Origin of the sequence: Caballeronia zhejiangensis, assembly GCF_022879815.1 — a bacterium.
Lineage (GTDB): Bacteria > Pseudomonadota > Gammaproteobacteria > Burkholderiales > Burkholderiaceae > Caballeronia > Caballeronia zhejiangensis.
This window is the reverse complement of record NZ_CP084284.1, coordinates 1,046,358-1,064,620: the sequence shown is the minus strand read 5'-3', so window position 1 is coordinate 1,064,620 and position 18,263 is coordinate 1,046,358. Positions and strand designations below refer to the sequence as shown.

Below are 18,263 nucleotides of genomic sequence, written 5' to 3'. Positions count from 1 at the left end.
GTCAATCCTTCGGAAAGGGCTTGCTGACGAATTTCGAACCGGCAAGCCCGAAACGCCACGGCACGTCCATCGCCTTGCTGATGCCGATGCGCGGTCCTTGAACGATCGCGCATTCTTCCTCGGGCGGCTCGATATGAAACGGCGCTTCGAGCAGCGACATGCCATTGTTCTTGTGCGTGATGCCGAGCGCCTGCGCGACGCGGCCCGGTCCCGAGCACAGCAGTTTGATCGGCGCAAGGCCGCGCCGCTCGCGCATTTCATCGATGCCGACGAGCGGTTCGATGGCGCGAATCAGCACGCCCGCGCCATGACCGGCTTCGCGGCACACGAAATTCATGCACCAGTGAATGCCATAAGAGCGATAGACATAGACATGCGCGGGCGGCCCGAACATGGCTGCATTGCGCGGCGTCGGACCGGAGAAGCTATGCGAGGCCGGATCTTCGCGGTCGTACGCTTCCGTTTCGACGATGCGGCCGCCGATACCGTCGACGGTCACGATCGCGCCGATCAGGCGTTGCGCGACGATCTCGGACGGCGCGTAGAAATCGATGGGTTTGGGCTTCGTGTTCACAAGCGGTATTCTAGCCGCGCCCCGTAGCAGATCCTCAAGCTCAGGAGACGCCGAATGAAGACTTCGTGGTTTCTCAGGTTCTCGAATGCGCTCGCGCAATTAGCGGGCCGCGCATCGACCTTCGTCATCGCCGTGGTGCTCGTGATCGTCTGGGCCGTCTCGGGACCGCTCTTTCACTTCAGCGATACATGGCAGCTCGTCATCAATACGTCGACGACGATCGTCACTTTCCTGATGGTGTTTTTGATCCAGAACACGCAGAACCGCGACACCGCAGCGATGCAGATCAAGCTCGACGAACTGATTCGCGCAATCGACAAGGCGCATAACGCGCTGCTCGATCTCGAAGAGCTCGATGAAAAGGAACTCACGGTTTTTCGCAAGCGTTATGAAAAGCTCGCGCAAGAAGCGCGCGATAATTTCCGCTCGGCAAGCAGCGATATCGACATGCCTTCTTTTCCACAAGACGAGAAGCGCGATGGATAAAGCTTGCATGGAAAGGCATGAAAGGGCGGCCCTGGATAATAATCTTGCGAGTTGCGCAAACTGCGTGACAAAAGCAGGTAATAAAAGGTAATCTTTCGGTTTCGCGGCGGCGCGCTCAGCGCTGCGCCGCGCGCCTGGCTCCGGAATCGCTCAGGTTTTGTCGAGCCGTTTCTTACGAGCGCATTTCGCCATACATCAGTAAACGGTTTCTCTAAAGTTTGCGGGATCTGCTTAAAACGATAGGGCGCCCGTCTTGTCGATTGGTTAAAAATAAAAAAAGAAAAAATCCACTCTCTAAAGTATTTCGGATTGTTGCCGACAAAGGGCGCGCGCATCGTTTTTCTAAACCTCGGAAAGAGGCCATTTCAGGCTTTAATTCGCGAAGTTATTCCTTCCCAAAATGGCTAGGATGGGTCCTGCCCGGTATTCCTTTTGCCGGGTCCACACCTACCTAAACCCTTGAAGGAAAGAAAAATGCGCAAACTGATGAAGGCATTCGTGCGCGACGAGCGCGGCGTTAGCGCGATGGAGTATGCAGTCCTGGCCGGCATCGTCGTGCTGGCGCTCGGCGCGATGGCGAGCACGTTCAGCAACAGTGTCAGCTCGATGTTCTCGAGCCTGTTCAGCAAGGTCTCGTCGGCACAAAGCACCGGTAGCGGCAGCTAAAGGGCTCGCGCCCACACAACAACGAGACCAACGTGCAGCTCTTGTCTCTTGCCATCCGCCTGATCGTGCTCTGCGTGCTGCTCTGGCTCGCGGTCATCGACGTGCGCTCCCGACGCCTGCCGACCAAAATCGTGCTGGTCGTCGGGGCGCTCTTCTTTGCCGACGCGCTGGCGCGCCGCATGCCGGTCGACGATGTCATCGTGCATCTGCTGCTCGCGATTGGCGTATTCCTGGTCTGCGCCGTGCTGTTCGCGGCGAAAATGCTGGGCGGAGGCGATGCGAAACTCGCCTCCGTGATTTTTCTCTGGGCCGGACTCGCTTTGTCCTTGCCCGCCTTAACCCTGATTTCCGTGATCGGGACCGTCGTGTCCCTCATCAGCCTCGCGACGCGCCACATGGACCCCGTGCAACGGTTCATGCCCATGAAAGCGCTCGCGATGTTCTCCGGCGCGCGCGGCGTTCCGTACGGCGTGGCCCTCGCGCTCGGCGGCGGTCTCGTGATCGTGCTGCCGGCGCTCATGCCTTTCTTTGCGATCCGATAGGACGGCGCGCTCATGTCCAACATCATCAAGTTCGCCATGCTTCTGATCGGCGCGCTGCTCATCGCGCTCATCGTGCGCGTCGTGGTCGCGAGCGCTTCGCGCCCGGCCAATCAGCCCGTGACGACCGAGAAGGTGCAGGTGAGCGCCGCCGATCTGCCCCAAGGCCTGCTTCTGCGCGACGAAGACCTCGCGTGGAAGGCGATGCCCGCCAACCAGATTCCGCCCAACGCGATCATTTCGGGCGCGCAGAACGCGCCCGACCTCAAGGGCGCGCTGCTGCGCCATCCGGCCGCGAGCGGCGCGGTGCTGACCGCGGCCGATGTCTTTTTGCCGAACGCACCCGGCTTTCTCGCCGCGACGCTCAAGCCCGACATGCGCGCCGTGTCCGTCGCGGTCGATGACGTCTCCGGCAACGCAGGTCTGATTCAGCCGGGCGATTACGTCGATCTGTTGCTGACGCAGCAAATGGAGCGCCGCACCGATTCGCCGGACATGGCCGTATCGAGCGAAACCGTGGTCGAGCACGTACGCGTGCTGGCCGTCGGCTCGGAGATCAAGCGGCCCAAGAACAACGGCGACAGCAGCGAGCCCATCGCGCGCGCCCGCACCGTGACGCTCGAAGTGACGCCGCGCATGGGCGAGGTCGTCGCCGTGGCGGCGCGCCTCGGTTCCCTTTCGCTCGCGCTGCGCAGCTTCGCGACCGACAAGCGCGATCCGAACGCATCGGCGACTGCGGCGGCGCCTGCATCGTCCGCGCAGCACGCGCCGATCTGGGCCGGCGACATCTCGCGCGCCGTCCGCGATCTGCCGCGCTCGCGCCAGACGCAGGTCAGCGCGCCGGTTCGCGTGGCGGCGCCCGCGCGTCCGGTCACGATCTATCGCGGATCGGAGAAGGGCGAAGCCGGTGCGACGGTCGCGCAGGTCGGCGGATCGTCGGACGCCGCGCCGCCGATTCCGAGCGTGCCGGCCCGATGAGCATCGTCCGCCGCGGCCGAACGCGGCGCCGATATGGAGCAGCAGCATCAAGTCACGGCAGCACAGTGCCAGGATCGAATCTCATGAGAACGCAGTTGGACTTCAGCAGCATCGAAAGACGGAGCGCGCGAACCGTGCGGAACGCACGAATCGCGCTCGCGTGCGCCGGCGCGCTGCTGGCGGGGTCCGTAGCGGCGGCGCAGCCGGTCATGTCCACGAAGCCGGGCGATGACGCCGCGCCCGCCATGCAGCTCGCGCAGCAGACTCGCGTGCGCGCCGCGGCGCCTGCGCGGACCGCGCTCGCCGCCCAGGCGGACGCCGCCGTCACGCTCGGCCCGCTTACGCTCGACGCGGGCAAGGGCACGATGCTGCGCCTGCCCGAGGATGCGACTTCGGTGTTCGTGGCCGACCCGTCGATCGCGGACGTGCATGTGCCTTCGCCCAAGACCGTGTTCGTGCTCGGCAAGAAGAACGGCACGACGACCTTGTATGTGCTCGGGCCGGGCAACAAGACGCTGCTTCAGCGCACCGTGGTCGTCGCGCGCGACATGCTCTCGGTGCGCAACATGCTCGCCGCGCGCTTTCCGAACCTGAACCTGCAGACGAGCTCGGGCCAGGGCTCGCTGCTCGTCTCCGGCCAGGTGCCGACTTCCAGCGATGCCGATGCGATCGTGCAGGCGCTGACGCCGTTTCTCGCCGACAAGGAAGTGCTCATCAACCGCCTGACGGTGGACCGTCCGCTGCAGGTGCAGTTGCGCGTGCGCATCACGGAAGTGGACCGCAACGTGACGCAGCAGCTCGGCATCAACTGGCAGGCGCTCGGCAATTCGGGCAACTGGCTCGGCGGGCTCTTCGCGGGCCGCGCGATCCAGAATCTGAGCCAGCCGATCGTCGGTTCGAACGGCGGCGTCGTGTATCCGATCAACCTGCCGTCCAACAACGCGTTCTCCGTTCTCGCGGGCTTCAAGGCGGGCAATACGGACATTCGCGCGCTCATCGACGCACTGAATCAGGAAGGCCTGCTCACCGTGCTCGCCGAGCCGAATCTCGTCGCGATGTCCGGCCAGACGGCGAGCTTCCTCGCGGGCGGCGAGTTTCCGATTCCCGTCTCGCAGACCAACGGCGCGATCTCGGTCGAATTCAAGCAGTTCGGCGTCAAGCTCGACTTCACGCCGACCGTGCTCAACGAACGCCGCATCAGCCTGAAGGTGCGCCCGGAAGTGAGCCAGATCGATTCGACCGCGAGCGTGACGACCGGCGGCGTGACCGTGCCGGGCCTCTCGGTGCGCCGCGCCGATACGACCGTCGAGCTGGCGAGCGGCCAGAGCTTCGCGATCGGCGGGCTGTTGCAGAGCAATACCACCGACATCGTTTCGCAGATTCCCGGCATCGGCTCGATTCCGGTGCTCGGCAAGCTGTTCTCGTCGTCGAATTACCAGAACAACAAGACCGAGCTGGTCATCATGGTGACGCCGTATCTCGTCGAGCCGACCGATCCCGCGAAGCTGCGTTCGCCGCTCGATTCGCTGATCTCGCCTTCGAGCGACGTCGAATACAGCTTCCAGCGCAAGGCGGGCGCGCAGCCGTCCGCAACCGAACCGCGTCTCGTCGGCGCGGCGGGCTACGTCTACTGAGCGCCCAGCCATGAAACTCGCACTTCGCCCGAGCCGCGTCTCGACCCTCGCCGTGCTGCTCGCGCTCGCGTGCGGCCTGTCCGGGTGTTTCCACCCGCCGCGCAACATGCCCAACGAATCGGTGATCGGCTATGACGGCACCGGCGCCGTGCCGCCCGATTGCGCGGCGCTCTCGCGCCCGCCCGTTCTCTCCGATGCCGGCAGGCAGCGCCCGTCGATGCAATGGGGCTGCGCGACCTACACGAATCTCGCGGCGCAGCTCGCGCATCCGGCCGATATCGTCGCGCCGCAGCCGCTCGGCCCCGCCGACGGCGCGACCGCCGCCAGCGCGATGCGCCGCTACGAAACCGGCCACGTCCTCCAGCTCGACAAGTCGTCGACGCGCGATTCGAACTAGCGCCTTCACGGACCGAGAACATGAGCACCACCGAGATCAGCTTCTTCAAAGGCAAGCAGGGCGTCCGGATCGCCGACTTCATCGCGTTCGTGGCGGACCGCAAGACCGAGCAGGTCCTGAAGAGCTTCGTGCTCGAACAGGCGATGCCGCACGTTCACATCGCCGTCGGCAACGTGGACGACGCCATCGCGCATCTGTCGAAGATCGAGCGATCGCCGCTCTTTCTGCTCGTCGATCTGGAAGGATCGGTGATGCCGCTCTCCGACCTCGGCCGTCTCGCGGAAGTGTGCGAGCCCTCGGTGCAGGTGGTCGCGATCGGGGAGCGCAACGACGTCGGCCTGTTCCGCAGCCTGCTCAAGATCGGCGTGCGCGACTATCTCGTCAAGCCGCTGACGGTCGAGCTGCTCAAGCGCACCGTCAACGTCTCCGAGGGCAAGGTGAGCCCGGTGACGCTCGCGCGCGCCGGCAAGACCATCGCGTTCGCGGGCGCGCGCGGCGGCGTCGGCGTGACGACGCTCGCGCTCAATCTCGCGCGTTATCTCGCCGAGGACACGCATCGCCGCGTGGCGTACGTGGACCTGAAGATGTGCGGCGGCGCCGCCAACAGCATGCTCGGCACGCAGAGCAACAACGGCCTCGTCGACGTGCTGCAGAACGTGCATCGTCTCGATCCGCAATATGTCGAACGCACGCTGGTCTCGAACGGCAGCCGCCTGTTCATCCTGTCGGCGGATATCGACTACGGCACGACGAAGCAGTTCGAGCCGGGCGCGCTGCGCCGCGTCGTCGAGCTTCTGTGCGACAGCTTCCACTACGTGATTCTCGATATCGGCGATCCCAACGGCCCGCTCGCCGCCGAAGCCTTCGATCACGCGTCGCGCGTGTATCTCGTCGCGGACCGCTCGGTGCATGCGACGCGCGAGACGATCCGCATGCTGCGCTACATCGAGGATCGCGACAACAATCCGCCGACTTCCGTGGTGCTCAACAATCCGAACGCGGCGGCCGCAGGGAAGGTGCAGCAAACGGATTTCATGACGGCGATCGGCCGCACCGTGCTGCACGAAGTGCAGTTCGAGCCGAAAGCGCTCGCGACCGCCGAGAACCTTGGCGAAGCGCCGGTCGAGCGCGCGCAGAACGGCTTCACGCAGACTATCGCGCGCATCGCCAATGACCTCACCGGCCAGCACGCGACGGTCGAGCGCTCGTTCCTGAGCAAGTTCAAGCTCCGGAGGGCGTGATGTTCGGGCAAAAGCAGGTGCGCGCGGAGCCGCCGTCCGATTCCCGCGACGGCGCGAACGGACAGCCGCAAGGTGAGGCGCCGCCGCTTTCGCTCGTCGAGAAGCAGGCCGCCGCGCCCGCGCCTGCGCCCGTGCGCTCGCAGCAGCCGGACGGCAACGAAGCGCTCGTGCGCTCCGATCTCTTCAAGACGATCCGCGCGGGCGTCTTCGCGGCGATGAATCCGTCGGCGGCCGTCGGCAAGACGCGCGAGCAGATGAAGCCTGCGGTCGAAACGCTGGTGCTCGATGTCGCGGAGCGCGAGCGCCTGAACGTCACGATCGCGGAGCAGGTGCAGATCGTCGGCGAGCTGCTGAACGACATGTTCGGTCTCGGCCCGATCGAACCCTTGCTCGCCGATGAAACCATCACCGACGTGCTCGTCAACGGTCCCGATCAGGTCTGGGTCGAGCGGCACGGCCGGCTCGAACTGACCAACTGCAAGTTCCGCGACAACGCGCACGTCGTCAACGTCGCGCAGCGCATCGCGGCGGGCGTCGGACGTCGTGTCGACGAAAGCAGTCCGATGGTCGATGCGCGTCTCGCCGACGGCAGCCGGGTAAACGTCGTGCTGCCGCCGCTCGCGATCCACGGCGCGTCGATCTCCATCCGCAAGTTCTCGAAGCGCAACATCACGCTGCATCGCATGGCGACGCAGGGCAACCTGTCCGCGCAAATGGCGACCGTGCTCAAGCTCGCGAGCACATGCCGCCTCAACATCATCGTGTCGGGCGGCACCGGCTCGGGCAAGACGACGCTGCTCAACGCGCTGTCTCATTTCATCGGCCACGGCGAGCGCACGGTGACGATCGAGGATGCGGCCGAACTGCAACTCGTGCAGCCGCACGTCGTGAGTCTGGAGACGCGGCCGGAGAATGCCGAAGGTCTCGGCGCCGTGACGCAGCGCGATCTCGTGCGCAATGCGCTGCGGATGCGCCCGGACCGCATCATCCTCGGCGAAACGCGCGGCCCCGAAGCGTTCGACGTGCTGCAGGCGATGAACACCGGCCACGACGGTTCGATGACCACGATCCACGCGAACACGCCGCGCGACGGCATCACGCGTCTCGAATCGATGGTGATGATGGCGAACGGCAACCTGCCGCTCTTGTCGATCCGCCGGCAGATTGCGAGCGCCGTGCATTTCATCGTGCAGATCGAGCGCATGCGCGACGGCATGCGGCGCGTGACGCGCATCACCGAGCTCGTCGGCATGGAGGGCGACGTCATCATCACGCAGGATCTGTTCACGTTCCGCTACGACGCGAGCGCCTACAGCGAAGAAGTGAAGGGCGTCTTCGAAACCGCCGCCGTGCGTCCGGCCTTCGCGCAGCGCGCCGCGTACTACGGCCTCGAAGATGCGCTTCTGGAAGCGATGAAGCCATGAACCTCGTCAATCTCATCACCGTCGCTTCGTTCGTCTGCGTGATGCTGCTCGGCGTGATGGTCGTCATCGTGCAGGACATGCGCAACAATCAGCCGCCGTCGCGCATCCGCCAACGCATGCAGACATCGTTCGCCGGGCGCGGCGCGAACGTGGCGAAGGCCAGCAAGCACGATCTCGACATCTTCCACGTCAATCGCCACGAGAACGCTTTCACGCGCTGGACCGGGCCGCGCCTCGCGCGCCTGCGCACGGTCGCGGGCGCGAACGGCCTTCGTATCGTGATCGTCGCGACGCTCGCGGGCGAGCTCGTCGCCGTCATCGTCAACCGTTTCGCGCCGATGCCGGATTTTCTGCCGCCGCTCGTGTCGATCGGCCTGCCGGCGCTCGCGCTGACCCAGTCGTACCGCTTTCTCGTCGAGCGTTTTCGCAAGCGCTTTCTCGACGGCTTCCCCGATGTCATCGACATGATCGTGCGCGCGGTGCGTGCGGGCGTGCCCGTGACGCAGGTGATCGGCAGCGCGGCGAGCGAATGCCGCGAGCCGCTCAAGAGCGAGTTCCAATTGATGGCCGACTCGCTGCAGGTCGGCCTCGATCTGGAAGAAGTGCTCGCGGTGGCGATGCGGCGCATCGAGATCGCGGATTTTTCGTTCTTCTGCGTATGTCTGCTGCTGCAGCGCGAAACCGGCGGCCAGCTCGGCGAGACATTGGAAAACCTGTCGGGCATCGTTCGCACGCGCCGCGAGATTCGCCAGAAAACCAAGGCGCTGACGGGCGAGGCGCGCATCACGACGAAGATTCTCGCGGCGATTCCGGTTGTCATCATGGGATCGATGTACGCGCTCAACCGCGACTATCTGATGGTGCTGTTCAACACCGATTCGGGTAACAACGTGCTCACGTTCGGCGTGATTTCCATCGTCGTGGGCCTGATCGTGATCGGCAAGATGTCGAAACTCGATACCTCGCGATGAACCAGAACCAGTTCGAAACGCTCATCAATCTGCTGATGCTGTTCGGCCTGTTCGCCGCGCTCGCCATCTGGTGGATGACCAAGCACGGCGGCACGCGCGGGCGCATCGCGGAGCGCGCGCGCATGGCCGCGGCCACGCACCGCTCCGACAACGTCGCGACGGACGACGGCGGCGATACGATGACGCGCGGCGAGCGCGTGATGCGCCGGCTCGCGCGCATCGGCGACAAGATCCCGTTCTTCGATGCGAAATATCGGCTCAAGCTGCAGAAGGAAATGGTGCGCAGCGGCTATCGCAGCAACCTCGCGGTGTCGATCCTGCTCGCGGTGAAATTCTTCTGCGGGCTCGCCTGCGCGGCGGCCACCGTGATGCTCGGCTCGCGCATTCCGATGGTCGGCGCGTATCCGGCCGCACGCGGCATCGCGATGCTGATGGTGTTCATCGTCGGCATGATCCTGCCGGAGTACGTGGTCGCGTTCCGGGCGTCGCGCCGCCGCAAGATGATGGCCGGCTGCCTGCCCGATGCGCTCGATCTGCTCGTCATTTGCACGAACGCGGGCAACAGCCTGGGCGTGTCGATCCGGCGCGTGGCCAACGAGCTGAAGACGATCTGCCCGCCGCTCTCCGACGAATTCGCGCTCGCCGCCGACGAGCTCAAGCTATCCGGCGACAGCACGCGCGCGCTCAACAATCTCGCCGAGCGCATCGATCTGCCGTCGATTCGCGCGCTCATCTCGACGCTCACGCAGTCGATGCGCTACGGCACGCCCATCACGCAGGCGCTGCGCACGCTGTCGCGCACCGAGCGTCTCGCGCATATCGTCTCGCTCGAAGAGAAGGCCGCGAAGCTCGCGCCGAAGATGGTCGTGCCGATGATGCTGTTCATTCTGCCCGCCATCATCTCGATCGCGGCGGGCCCTGCCGTCATTCAGTTGCTTGCGTTCATCGCGGGAAATAAATGAAGCCATCCTTCCAACGCACCGCGCGTATCGCGGCACTCGCCTCCATGCTCGCACTCGTGCTGGCCGCCACCGGCTGCACGACCACCGTGCGCCAGGTGACCGAAACGCGCCCCGTGCTGCGCAACTCCGCGCCGAGCACGATGAGCGAACTGCGCATCGCCGACACGGCGCTCGAATCGAACAACTTCGAGCTCGCGACTTCGCTGTACGAGAAGATCGTGCAGGCCGATCCGAAGTCCGTGCCCGGCCTGACGGGTCTCGGCAACACGCTGTACGGCGTCGGCGATTTCACGCGCGCGGGCGTCTACTATCAGCGCGCGAGCCAGATCGATCCGAAGGCGACGCCGCCGCTCATCGGCATCGCGCGCGTGGCGATTCATCAACGACGTTTCGCCGACGCCATCGCGACGTATCATCGCGTGCTCGCGATCACGCCGAACGATCCGCTCGCCTGCGCGGGCCTCGGCGCGGCGCTCGATCTCTCCGGCGATCACGCGCGCGCGCAAGCGCTGCTGCGCGAAGCGCTGATCGCGAATCCGGGCGATCCGATGCTGTCGCTGAATCTCGGTCTTTCGCTCACGCTGTCGGGCGATCCGCGTCAGGGCGCGAACGTGCTGCTCGACGTGACGCGCTTTCCCGCCGCGCCGCCGCAAGCGCGCCAGAATCTCGCGCTCGCGTACGGCCTGCTCGGCAACGATGAAGCCGCCGCCGCGATCCTGTCGCGCGATTTGCCGAAGGCGTCGGTGCGCGACAACCTGCGTTACTACGAACTGCAGCGCGAGCGCGACGGACAGACGAGCGCGCAGCCGTCGAAGAGCGTCGCCGTCTCCGCGATCGCGACGCCCAAGGTCCAGACGGCGAGCGTGAAATGATCTTGCGCGCGCGGTCGCTCGGAAACCGCCGCTTCTGGAAGCGCATCGCGCGCGACGAGCGCGGCGTATCGGCGATCGAGTTCGCGATCGTCGCGCCGGTGCTGTTCATCCTGATTCTCGGCACGGTCGAAGTCGCGCTCGACATGATCGTCGACGCCTCCGTGCAATACGCGGCGCAGCAGGCCTCGCGCGCGGGGCTCACGACGACCGATCCGTCGAGCGGCACGCGCAGCCAGGAGGCGGCGCGCATCGTCAACAACATTCTCGGCGGCTGGAAGAACATCAACGGCACCGTCGATATCAAGACCTACGCGTACGACTCGTACAACGATATTTCCGCAGGCAACTACGAGGACACGATGGGCGGCTTCGGCGATGTCGTGCTCTACCAGATCACGGTGACGATGCCGACCTTCTCGGGCATTCCGAAGCTCTTCGGCATCAACTCGATGACCTTCCAACGCAACTATCTCGTGCAAAACGAAAAATGAAGCCCGTCAGCGCAACGATGCGATCCCTGTTCGCGGCGGCCGTCACGCGACGCGTGCGCTCGGTGTCGAAACGGCTCATGCGCTCGGAGCGCGGCGCCGTGACGATCGAATTCGTGATCGTCGTGCCCGTGATGCTGCTGATCCTGCTCGGCTTCACCGAGCTGTATCTGTACATGCGCGCCGTGAGTCTCGTCGAGCATACGGCGTTCACGCTCGCGGATTCGATCGGCCAGATGAGCAACGTCATCGACGACACGTCGGACAAGAACAACGCGACCAACGCGAACAGCCTCACGTCGATCTGGGCGGCGGCGGTCACGCTCGCGCAGCCGAATACGCTCGACAGCAAGGGCGGCGTCATCATCACGGCGATCTGCGACCAGAATGTGAACTGCAATTGCACGCAGATGGGCGGAACGCTCGCGCAGACCAAGGGCACGCCGGCGATCATGTGGAGCGCGAAGCCGAAATGGCAGCCGACGGGCATGACGTCGAGCGTCACGGCGACGAAGGTCGTGCCGAGCAACTGGCCGTTCCGCTACGGCGATTCGGCGGTGGCGATCGAAGTCTTCTACCGTTACACGCCGTTCTCGATGACCGCGCCGTTCTGGCGCAGCGCACCGGGCGAGACGACGATCTACGAGCGTGTCTTCGTTCGTCCGCGCAACGGGCAGGTGCTGGCGCTCTCGAACCCATCCTCGACCTTGTCGACATCGCAATGCGAAAGCAGCACGGCCCTCTGAGCGCGCGCAGCGCGCGCAATCTGGTGTGCGGCGACGAGGGCGCCGTCACGATGATGTTCGCGATCTGCGCGAGCATGATGATCGGCTCGATGTGCATGGCCATCGACTCGATCCACTACGAAATGACGCAGGCGCGCATGCAGATGGCGCTCGACGTCGCGACGCTCTCGGCGGGCGCGGATCTCGCGCACTACGACACCACCAAGCCCGCCGATCTCGCCAACTGGAAGACCGACGCGCGCGCGTTCTACGACGTCAACATGCCGTCCGGCTATCTGGCGCTGAACATGCCCAACGCGAATTTCTCGGCGTCGGTGACGGGCGCGCCCGCGACGGGGCAGACCATCAAGCTCTCGGCATCCGGCTCGATGCCGCTGCTTGCGCCGGTCTTCTTCGGCAAGGCCAAGACGGACACGGGTTCCGACAGCGGCAACAACCAGACCAATCCCGACACGGCGACCGTCAGCGCGAGCAACGCGGCGCTGCGCCTGCCCAAGAGCACGCTCGAACTGGTGATGGTGCTCGACAATACCGGCTCGATGTCCGACTACGCGAACACCAAGGACTACACGGCGGGCACGAAGATCACGGGCTTGCGCGCGGCCGCGCAGAATCTCGTCACCAGCATCTTCCAGTCGTCCACGACCGATTCGTATGTCGGCCTCGTGCCGTTCACGACGATGGTCAACGTGAAGAATGCGTTGCAGCCCACCGGCAAGTGGATCACGCCGCTGTTCGACAACTACAACGCCCAGCATATGTCGATGACCGCCAGCAAGAACTGGAAGGGTTCGGGCTGGGGCGGCTGCGCGGTCGAGCCGCGCGACGCGGGCGGCAACCTGCGCGCGGAGGCCTACGAGCCGGCGTCGTCGCCGAACTTCAGGCCCTTCTTCTGGAACGTGCCGAAGAACAGCTTCTCGGTCTACACGTACACCAAATCGACGAAGAACAAGATCACCACCTGCACGATCAACAGCAACCCGACCGTCACGGTCGGCGCGCCGCTCACGTATCTCACGAGCGGCAGCGTGACGACTTCGTGCGGTACGACATACTCGGGCGCAACGCCGCCCGCGATTTACGACCAGTGGTACGTCAATTCGAGCAGCAATTCGACTTCGACCACGACCTACGATCAGAACGGCAATACCAACTACGGCACCAATGGTCCGTGCAACATCGCGCCTGCGCTCTTCCTCACGAAGAGCCAGAGCGATCTGACGACCGCCATCACCAACATGAAGGCGGCCGGCTCGACGCTGATCCCGACCGGTCTCCTGTGGGGCTGGCGCATGCTGAAGTCGTCGTGGTCGGACAATGTGGCGGGCGCGGGCAACGGCTTCATTTCGACCGACACGTCCTTGCCGCGCCCGGAGACGACGCAGGGCTTGCAGCGCGTGGTCATCGTGCTGACGGACGGCGAGAACGATCCGGGCGGATCGACGGGCTTCATGCCGCCGCAGGCATTCAACGGATTGTCGGGCGTGGGCCGCGCGGATCTGACGTCGAGCACGGTGTTCCCCAAAGGCCCCGGGTCGATGGGCTCCGTCGACGACATCAATACGTACCAGCTCGCGGTGTGCTCGGCGATGAAGCAGGACGGCATCATCATCTATTCGATTACGTTCGGCACTTACGGAACGGATACGGCCAGCGTGAGCGCGCAGACGACGATGCAGAACTGCGCGAGCCCCGGCAACTACTATCACGCGCCGAGCAACACGACGCTCAATCAGATCTTCCAGCAGATCGCGGGCAATCTCGGCGTGCTGCGTCTTACGCAGTAAGGTTTTCGGGCGAGGCGGGCACGCACGTTGCTCGCTTCGTCAGGGCAAGTCCACTTCACCAAGGAGGTCCGACATGCCCGAAAAGAAAACTCTCGAGCGCGCGGCGAAAGCCAAACGCGAAGGCAAGTCCCCGAGCACGCAAGCCGGCGCATTCGTGAAGGAGCAGATCGATCACGTTCGCGAGGGCAAGCACGGCGCGAAATCGGCGAAGCAGGCCATCGCCATCGGTTTGTCCGAGGCGCGTCGCTCAGGCGTGAAGATGAAGCCGCCGAAGAAGGGCACGGCGTCCGAGGCGACACGCAAGAAGGCCGCGCAGGACACCAAGGCCGCGCATCGGACGAAGAAGAGCCCGAGCACGGAGTCGAAGGCGAAGCGCTCGGCAACGTCCACGCGCGTGCTCAAGCGCGAAAGCACCAAGGCCGCTTCGCACAAGTCGCTGTCGCGGCAGACGCATGCAGCCGCGAGCCGGCGCTCGGCGGCGGATCGCTCGGCAGCCGCGAAGAAGGGCTGGGCGACGCGCCGCAGGAACGCGGCCGCGAAGTCCAAAGGCTCGCATGCGCGTCACGCATCGCGTTGAGTCGGCAGCATCCGGGCGTACGACACGGCCATCGTCGCGAGTTCCTGCGCGGCGGGCGTGAGCGGCACGCCCGCGCGGCGCAGCAGGCAGACGGGCGTTCTCCCGGCACGTTCGGCGATCGGCACGATCTCGACGTGCTCGCGAAAGAACGGATGTCCGGTGAGGCTCGCGGGTTCGAGCCCGAGATAATCGCTCGACGCAAGGCAATGCAGCGTGTCGAAGACCGCTTCGGTCGTCGCGGCGATGCGCGGCGGCGCGAGCTTCGCGTGCTCGAAGAGCGCCGATAGCTTGTTGGCCGGCGCGCCGCCGCCGCGCTGGCGTGTGCTGACCCATTCGGCGTTCTGCAAGTCGGCCAGTGCGCGCGAACGTGCGAGCGGATGACCGCGCCGCGCGATCACCGCGACGTCGGAATCGAAGAGCGGCGTCGTTTCCATGTCGTGGATGTCCGCGCCCGGTGCGATCAGCGCGAGCGCGAAATCGAGGCTGCCGTCGCGGACCCACGAAGTCAGCATCCGCGACGTCGCGCTCGTCAGATGCACATCGATGCGCGGACAGCGCTCCCGATAGCTCGCCAGCAGCGCGGGAAAAAGCCGCATGGTCGCTTCGGCCGCGAGTCCGAGCGCGACGCGACCCGTCAGTTCGCCGCGCAACTGGCGCATCTCGTCTTCCGTCTTGCGGCATTCCCCCAGAATCAAGTCGGCGCGTACACGCAAGCGCTCGCCGATCGGCGTGAGCCGCGCGCCGCGCACGTCGCGTTCGAAGAGCGGCCCGCCCGCGATCGCTTCGAGCTTCTGCAACTGCTGCGTGATGCCGCTTGGCGCAACGTCGAGCCGGCGCGCGGCGGCGCGCACGCTGCCCGCATCGGCGACGGCGACGAACATGCGCAACTGCGTGAGAGTCAGATCCACGTTCCGCGTCTCCGTCGGTGATCTCAAAAACTGAACATGATAAGCAAAACGCCTCTTTTTACGAGCGTTTTGGGCCCGTACCATCGGTGGCCACAATCAGGAGGCACCGCGTTCATGCTCAGACTCAGCACGCTTTTTCTCGCCGCCGCGCTCGCCGCCGCCGCGCCGGTTCACGCTAAAGACGCCGACACCTTGCGCCTCGGCATCGATCCCGGTTATCCGCCGATGGACGTGAAGACGCCCGATGGCCACGTCGCGGGCTTCGACGTGGATCTCGGCGATGAAATCTGCCGCCGCATCGCGATGCGCTGCCAGTGGGTCGAACTCGAGTTCTCGGGGATGATTCCCGCGCTGCAGGCCCGCAAGATCGACGGGATCATGTCGTCGATGGCAATCACCGACAAGCGCATGAAGCAGATCGCTTTCTCCACCAAGCTCTTCCAGTTCCGCTCGCGGCTGATCGCGAAGCAGGGCGCGCCGCTCACGGCGAGCGCGCAGGGCTTGCGCGGCAAGCGCATCGGCGTGCAGAGCGGCAGCCAGTTCGAAACCTACGCGATGAAGAACTGGCAGCCGGGCGGCGTCGAAGTGGTCGCGTATCAGAGCATGGACGGCGTGCTCAACGATCTGACCGCGGGACGCATCGATGCCGCGCTGCTCGGCTCCGTCGAAGCGGAGCACGGCTTTCTGAAGACGCCGCGCGGCGCGGGTTTCGCGTTCGTCGGCGAGCCGCTGTCGATGGGCGATCACGGCGTCGGCATGGGTCTGCGGCAGGAGGATGCGGCGCTGAAGGCCCAGGTCGACAAGGCCGTGGGCGACATGCGCGCGGACGGCACGTATCAAAGAATCGCGCGCAAGTATTTCGATTTCGACGTCTACGGCGACTGAACATGCACACTCAACGTCATCCGCTCGTGTCGACGACGCTCGGCACGTCGCGCGAACTCGCCAGCTTTCATTTCGGCGATGCCGCGAACGGCGAAAGCGTTTATCTGCAAGCGTCGCTGCACGCCGACGAAACCCCCGCCATGCTCACCGCGTGGACCTTGAAGCAGCGTCTCGCCGCGCTCGAAGCCGAAGGGCGCATGCGCGGCGAAATCGTGCTGGTGCCGGTGGCGAATCCCATCGGCTTGTCGCAGCATGTGCTCGGGCAATTCCTCGGGCGCTTCGAGGCGAACAGCGGCCACAACTTCAACCGCGATTTTCCGATGCCGTCCGCTGCCGCGCTGATCGAACGCGTGGGCGCGCGCTTATCGTCCGGCGATGCCGCGCACAACGCGCGTCTGCTGCGCGGCGCGCTCGTCGAGATGCTCGGCGAAACGACCGCGAAGAACGAGTTCGAATCGCTGCGGCTTGCGCTGCTCGGGCTGGCGTCGAAAGCGGATGTCGTGCTCGATCTGCATTGCTCGCTCGAAGCGACGATGCACATCTACACGAGTCCCGCGAGCTGGCCCGCGATCGAGCCGCTCGCGCGCTATCTCGGCGCGAACGGCGTGCTGCTGGCGACGGATTCGGGCGGTCAATCTTTCGACGAGGTTCATGCGCTTTTGTGGAACGAGCTGCGCGAGCGCCTCGGCGATGCAACGCCGCTCGGCGCGCCGAACATTGCGGCGACGATCGAGCATCGCGGCCAGCGCGATGTCGATTACGACACGGCGTCGCATGATGCGGAGGCCATCGTCGATTATCTGATCGCGCGCGGCGTGATCGAAGGCGAGGCGAAGGACGCGCCGCCGCTCGCGCAGGCCGCGACGCCGCTCGCGGGCAGCCAGCAACTGACGGCGCCGGCGAGCGGAATCGTCGTGTATCGCGCGAAAGTGGGCGCGCGGCTGCAAGCGGGCGATCCGGTGTTCGATATCGTCGATCCGGTCACCGACTCGGTGACGACCGTCACGACGGCCAACGGCGGCGTGTTCTACATGCGACGCGCGGTCCGCTTCGTGTACGCGGGCGCGCCGATGGGGCGCGTAACGGGTGAGAAGGCGATCAGGAGCGGGGTGTTGATCGGGGCGTGAGCGCGCCGAGCGCGTGTTTTCACTGCTCGCTAGAATGACTCCTCGCTTTCGAGGAGTCTCGCCATGCTGGATTTCGCACGCCACGCGCGCACGCTGACGCTCGATATCTCTTACGCCGATTCCGGTCCCGCCGACGCGCCCGTCGTGCTGCTGATCCACGGATGGCCGGATGCGGCGCGCGCGTGGAATGCCGTGGCCGCGCGGCTCAACGACGCCGGCTATCGAACCGTCGTGCCGGAGTTGCGCGGGGCGGGCGGCACGCGTTTCCTGCGCGACGACGCCGTGCGCGACGGCTCGGGCGTCGCGCTCGCGCGAGACGCCGTCGATCTCGCCGATGCGCTCGGCATCGCCACGTTCGATGTCGTCGGCCACGACTGGGGCGCGCGCGCCGCCTACACGATCGCCACGCTGTTTCCCGAGCGCGTGCGCCGCATGGCCGCGCTCGCGCTGGCGTATCAGCCGCGCGGCGTCTTCGAATTGCCCGACTTCTCGCAGGCGCGGCGCTTTTGGTACCAATGGTTCATGTCGCTCGACGGCGGCCCGGACGCCGTCGCCGCCGATCCCAAAGGCTTCGCGCGCATCCAGTGGGACACATGGTCGCCGCCCGGCTGGTTCGACGAAGCCGAATTCGCGGCGACGGCGCGCGCATTCGACAATCCCGACTGGGTGCCGATCACGCTGAACGCGTATCGCCGGCGCTGGCGGAGCGATCAGCCGTCCGATCCGGCGCTCGCCGATCTGTACGCGCGGCTTGCGACGATCGATCGCATCGGCGTACCGGCCTTGATGATTCAAGGCGGCGCGGACGCCTGCGACGAACCGGCGAGTTCGGAAGGCCAAGCGCGCTACTTCACGGCGGGCTATCGGCGCGTCGTTATCGATGGCGCCGGGCATTTTCCGCTGCGCGAGGCGCCGGATGCCGTCGCGGATGCGGTCATCGAACATCTGAAGTGATCGCCGAGCAGGCGAGCGCCTTGCGCAGTGTCACCGGACACTTCCGA

20 protein-coding genes are annotated in these 18,263 nt (G+C 65.4%); 18 read left to right on the top strand and 2 right to left on the bottom strand.

The window, feature by feature from the left end; translation table 11 throughout:
• Nucleotide 1: 1 nt before the first annotated feature.
• Nucleotides 2-574: a DNA-3-methyladenine glycosylase gene (locus tag LDZ23_RS19465; protein WP_008352911.1), complete on the bottom strand. Its 573-nt coding sequence runs from the start codon at nucleotides 572-574 to the stop codon at nucleotides 2-4.
• Nucleotides 575-628: 54 nt separating this feature from the next.
• Between LDZ23_RS19465 and LDZ23_RS19460 the strand changes: the two genes are divergently transcribed.
• From LDZ23_RS19460 to LDZ23_RS19390, 15 genes are all read left to right on the top strand, one after another.
• Complete coding sequence (locus LDZ23_RS19460; protein ID WP_008352912.1) at nucleotides 629-1,060, top strand: low affinity iron permease family protein; 432 nt, start codon at nucleotides 629-631, stop codon at nucleotides 1,058-1,060.
• A gap of 474 nt (nucleotides 1,061-1,534) precedes the next feature.
• Nucleotides 1,535-1,726 (top strand): Flp family type IVb pilin, encoded by a 192-nt coding sequence (locus LDZ23_RS19455; RefSeq protein ID WP_008352913.1) that lies wholly within the window; start codon nucleotides 1,535-1,537, stop codon nucleotides 1,724-1,726.
• Nucleotides 1,727-1,758: 32 nt separating this feature from the next.
• Nucleotides 1,759-2,268 carry an A24 family peptidase gene (locus tag LDZ23_RS19450; RefSeq protein ID WP_008352914.1) on the top strand — a complete coding sequence of 170 codons (510 nt, stop codon included), beginning with the start codon at nucleotides 1,759-1,761 and terminating at the stop codon, nucleotides 2,266-2,268.
• Between the two features lie 12 nt (nucleotides 2,269-2,280).
• Nucleotides 2,281-3,243, top strand: coding sequence for a Flp pilus assembly protein CpaB (gene cpaB / locus LDZ23_RS19445; protein WP_008352917.1), 963 nt, complete (start codon nucleotides 2,281-2,283; stop codon nucleotides 3,241-3,243).
• 245 nt (nucleotides 3,244-3,488) lie between these two features.
• On the top strand, nucleotides 3,489-4,877 hold the full coding sequence (locus LDZ23_RS19440) for a type II and III secretion system protein family protein (protein WP_033536724.1): 1,389 nt from the start codon (nucleotides 3,489-3,491) through the stop codon (nucleotides 4,875-4,877).
• A gap of 10 nt (nucleotides 4,878-4,887) precedes the next feature.
• Entirely contained in the window at nucleotides 4,888-5,274 is a 387-nt protein-coding gene (locus tag LDZ23_RS19435) for a CpaD family pilus assembly lipoprotein (RefSeq protein ID WP_008352921.1), read from the top strand.
• 20 nt (nucleotides 5,275-5,294) lie between these two features.
• Nucleotides 5,295-6,515, top strand: a complete 1,221-nt coding sequence (locus tag LDZ23_RS19430; RefSeq protein ID WP_008352922.1) for a CpaE/TadZ family protein — start codon at nucleotides 5,295-5,297, stop codon at nucleotides 6,513-6,515.
• Complete coding sequence (locus LDZ23_RS19425; protein WP_008352923.1) at nucleotides 6,515-7,939, top strand: TadA family conjugal transfer-associated ATPase; 1,425 nt, start codon at nucleotides 6,515-6,517, stop codon at nucleotides 7,937-7,939. Before LDZ23_RS19430 ends, LDZ23_RS19425 begins: the two co-directional genes overlap by 1 nt.
• The gene (locus tag LDZ23_RS19420) at nucleotides 7,936-8,910 is read left to right on the top strand and encodes a type II secretion system F family protein (RefSeq protein WP_008352924.1); all 975 of its coding nucleotides are present in this window, start codon (nucleotides 7,936-7,938) and stop codon (nucleotides 8,908-8,910) included. Before LDZ23_RS19425 ends, LDZ23_RS19420 begins: the two co-directional genes overlap by 4 nt.
• The gene (locus LDZ23_RS19415; protein WP_008352925.1) at nucleotides 8,907-9,872 is read left to right on the top strand and encodes a type II secretion system F family protein; all 966 of its coding nucleotides are present in this window, start codon (nucleotides 8,907-8,909) and stop codon (nucleotides 9,870-9,872) included. The genes LDZ23_RS19420 and LDZ23_RS19415 overlap by 4 nt, the downstream gene beginning before the upstream one ends.
• Nucleotides 9,869-10,744, top strand: a complete 876-nt coding sequence (locus tag LDZ23_RS19410; RefSeq protein WP_008352926.1) for a tetratricopeptide repeat protein — start codon at nucleotides 9,869-9,871, stop codon at nucleotides 10,742-10,744. The genes LDZ23_RS19415 and LDZ23_RS19410 overlap by 4 nt, the downstream gene beginning before the upstream one ends.
• Nucleotides 10,741-11,235 carry a TadE/TadG family type IV pilus assembly protein gene (locus LDZ23_RS19405; RefSeq protein ID WP_008352927.1) on the top strand — a complete coding sequence of 165 codons (495 nt, stop codon included), beginning with the start codon at nucleotides 10,741-10,743 and terminating at the stop codon, nucleotides 11,233-11,235. The genes LDZ23_RS19410 and LDZ23_RS19405 overlap by 4 nt, the downstream gene beginning before the upstream one ends.
• On the top strand, nucleotides 11,232-11,978 hold the full coding sequence (locus LDZ23_RS19400) for a TadE/TadG family type IV pilus assembly protein (protein WP_008352928.1): 747 nt from the start codon (nucleotides 11,232-11,234) through the stop codon (nucleotides 11,976-11,978). Before LDZ23_RS19405 ends, LDZ23_RS19400 begins: the two co-directional genes overlap by 4 nt.
• The gene (locus LDZ23_RS19395; protein WP_008352929.1) at nucleotides 11,954-13,765 is read left to right on the top strand and encodes a TadE/TadG family type IV pilus assembly protein; all 1,812 of its coding nucleotides are present in this window, start codon (nucleotides 11,954-11,956) and stop codon (nucleotides 13,763-13,765) included. The genes LDZ23_RS19400 and LDZ23_RS19395 overlap by 25 nt, the downstream gene beginning before the upstream one ends.
• 73 nt (nucleotides 13,766-13,838) lie before the next feature.
• On the top strand, nucleotides 13,839-14,342 hold the full coding sequence (locus LDZ23_RS19390; protein WP_008352931.1) for a DUF6496 domain-containing protein: 504 nt from the start codon (nucleotides 13,839-13,841) through the stop codon (nucleotides 14,340-14,342).
• On the opposite strand, the gene LDZ23_RS19385 is transcribed toward LDZ23_RS19390, so the two are convergent.
• Nucleotides 14,327-15,250 carry a LysR family transcriptional regulator gene (locus LDZ23_RS19385; protein ID WP_008352934.1) on the bottom strand — a complete coding sequence of 308 codons (924 nt, stop codon included), beginning with the start codon at nucleotides 15,248-15,250 and terminating at the stop codon, nucleotides 14,327-14,329. The two genes, LDZ23_RS19390 and LDZ23_RS19385, sit on opposite strands and share 16 nt — an antisense overlap.
• 114 nt (nucleotides 15,251-15,364) lie before the next feature.
• On the opposite strand from LDZ23_RS19385, the gene LDZ23_RS19380 reads away from it, so the two are divergent.
• The 3 genes from LDZ23_RS19380 (at nucleotide 15,365) to LDZ23_RS19370 (ending at nucleotide 18,216) form a co-directional block, all read left to right on the top strand.
• Nucleotides 15,365-16,135 (top strand): transporter substrate-binding domain-containing protein, encoded by a 771-nt coding sequence (locus LDZ23_RS19380; RefSeq protein ID WP_008352936.1) that lies wholly within the window; start codon nucleotides 15,365-15,367, stop codon nucleotides 16,133-16,135.
• Nucleotides 16,136-16,137: 2 nt separating this feature from the next.
• Nucleotides 16,138-17,262 (top strand): succinylglutamate desuccinylase/aspartoacylase family protein, encoded by a 1,125-nt coding sequence (locus tag LDZ23_RS19375; protein WP_008352939.1) that lies wholly within the window; start codon nucleotides 16,138-16,140, stop codon nucleotides 17,260-17,262.
• A gap of 63 nt (nucleotides 17,263-17,325) precedes the next feature.
• A complete protein-coding gene (locus tag LDZ23_RS19370) occupies nucleotides 17,326-18,216 on the top strand; it encodes an alpha/beta fold hydrolase (RefSeq protein WP_008352942.1) in 891 nt (296 codons plus the stop codon).
• The last annotated feature ends 47 nt before the right edge of the window (nucleotides 18,217-18,263 follow it).

Bases quoted from the DNA above. Each gene is read 5' to 3' on its own strand.
- LDZ23_RS19375 (WP_008352939.1), top strand. From the start codon at position 16,138: ATGCACACTCAACGTCATCCGCTCGTGTCGACGACGCTCGGCACGTCG.
- LDZ23_RS19370 (WP_008352942.1), top strand. From the start codon at position 17,326: ATGCTGGATTTCGCACGCCACGCGCGCACGCTGACGCTCGATATCTCT.
- LDZ23_RS19390 (WP_008352931.1), top strand. From the start codon at position 13,839: ATGCCCGAAAAGAAAACTCTCGAGCGCGCGGCGAAAGCCAAACGCGAA.
- LDZ23_RS19410 (WP_008352926.1), top strand. From the start codon at position 9,869: ATGAAGCCATCCTTCCAACGCACCGCGCGTATCGCGGCACTCGCCTCC.
- LDZ23_RS19405 (WP_008352927.1), top strand. From the start codon at position 10,741: ATGATCTTGCGCGCGCGGTCGCTCGGAAACCGCCGCTTCTGGAAGCGC.
- LDZ23_RS19400 (WP_008352928.1), top strand. From the start codon at position 11,232: ATGAAGCCCGTCAGCGCAACGATGCGATCCCTGTTCGCGGCGGCCGTC.
- LDZ23_RS19460 (WP_008352912.1), top strand. From the start codon at position 629: ATGAAGACTTCGTGGTTTCTCAGGTTCTCGAATGCGCTCGCGCAATTA.
- LDZ23_RS19435 (WP_008352921.1), top strand. From the start codon at position 4,888: ATGAAACTCGCACTTCGCCCGAGCCGCGTCTCGACCCTCGCCGTGCTG.
- LDZ23_RS19455 (WP_008352913.1), top strand. From the start codon at position 1,535: ATGCGCAAACTGATGAAGGCATTCGTGCGCGACGAGCGCGGCGTTAGC.
- LDZ23_RS19415 (WP_008352925.1), top strand. From the start codon at position 8,907: ATGAACCAGAACCAGTTCGAAACGCTCATCAATCTGCTGATGCTGTTC.
- LDZ23_RS19420 (WP_008352924.1), top strand. From the start codon at position 7,936: ATGAACCTCGTCAATCTCATCACCGTCGCTTCGTTCGTCTGCGTGATG.
- cpaB (WP_008352917.1), top strand. From the start codon at position 2,281: ATGTCCAACATCATCAAGTTCGCCATGCTTCTGATCGGCGCGCTGCTC.
- LDZ23_RS19395 (WP_008352929.1), top strand. From the start codon at position 11,954: ATGCGAAAGCAGCACGGCCCTCTGAGCGCGCGCAGCGCGCGCAATCTG.
- LDZ23_RS19440 (WP_033536724.1), top strand. From the start codon at position 3,489: ATGCAGCTCGCGCAGCAGACTCGCGTGCGCGCCGCGGCGCCTGCGCGG.
- LDZ23_RS19425 (WP_008352923.1), top strand. From the start codon at position 6,515: ATGTTCGGGCAAAAGCAGGTGCGCGCGGAGCCGCCGTCCGATTCCCGC.
- LDZ23_RS19380 (WP_008352936.1), top strand. From the start codon at position 15,365: ATGCTCAGACTCAGCACGCTTTTTCTCGCCGCCGCGCTCGCCGCCGCC.
- LDZ23_RS19430 (WP_008352922.1), top strand. From the start codon at position 5,295: ATGAGCACCACCGAGATCAGCTTCTTCAAAGGCAAGCAGGGCGTCCGG.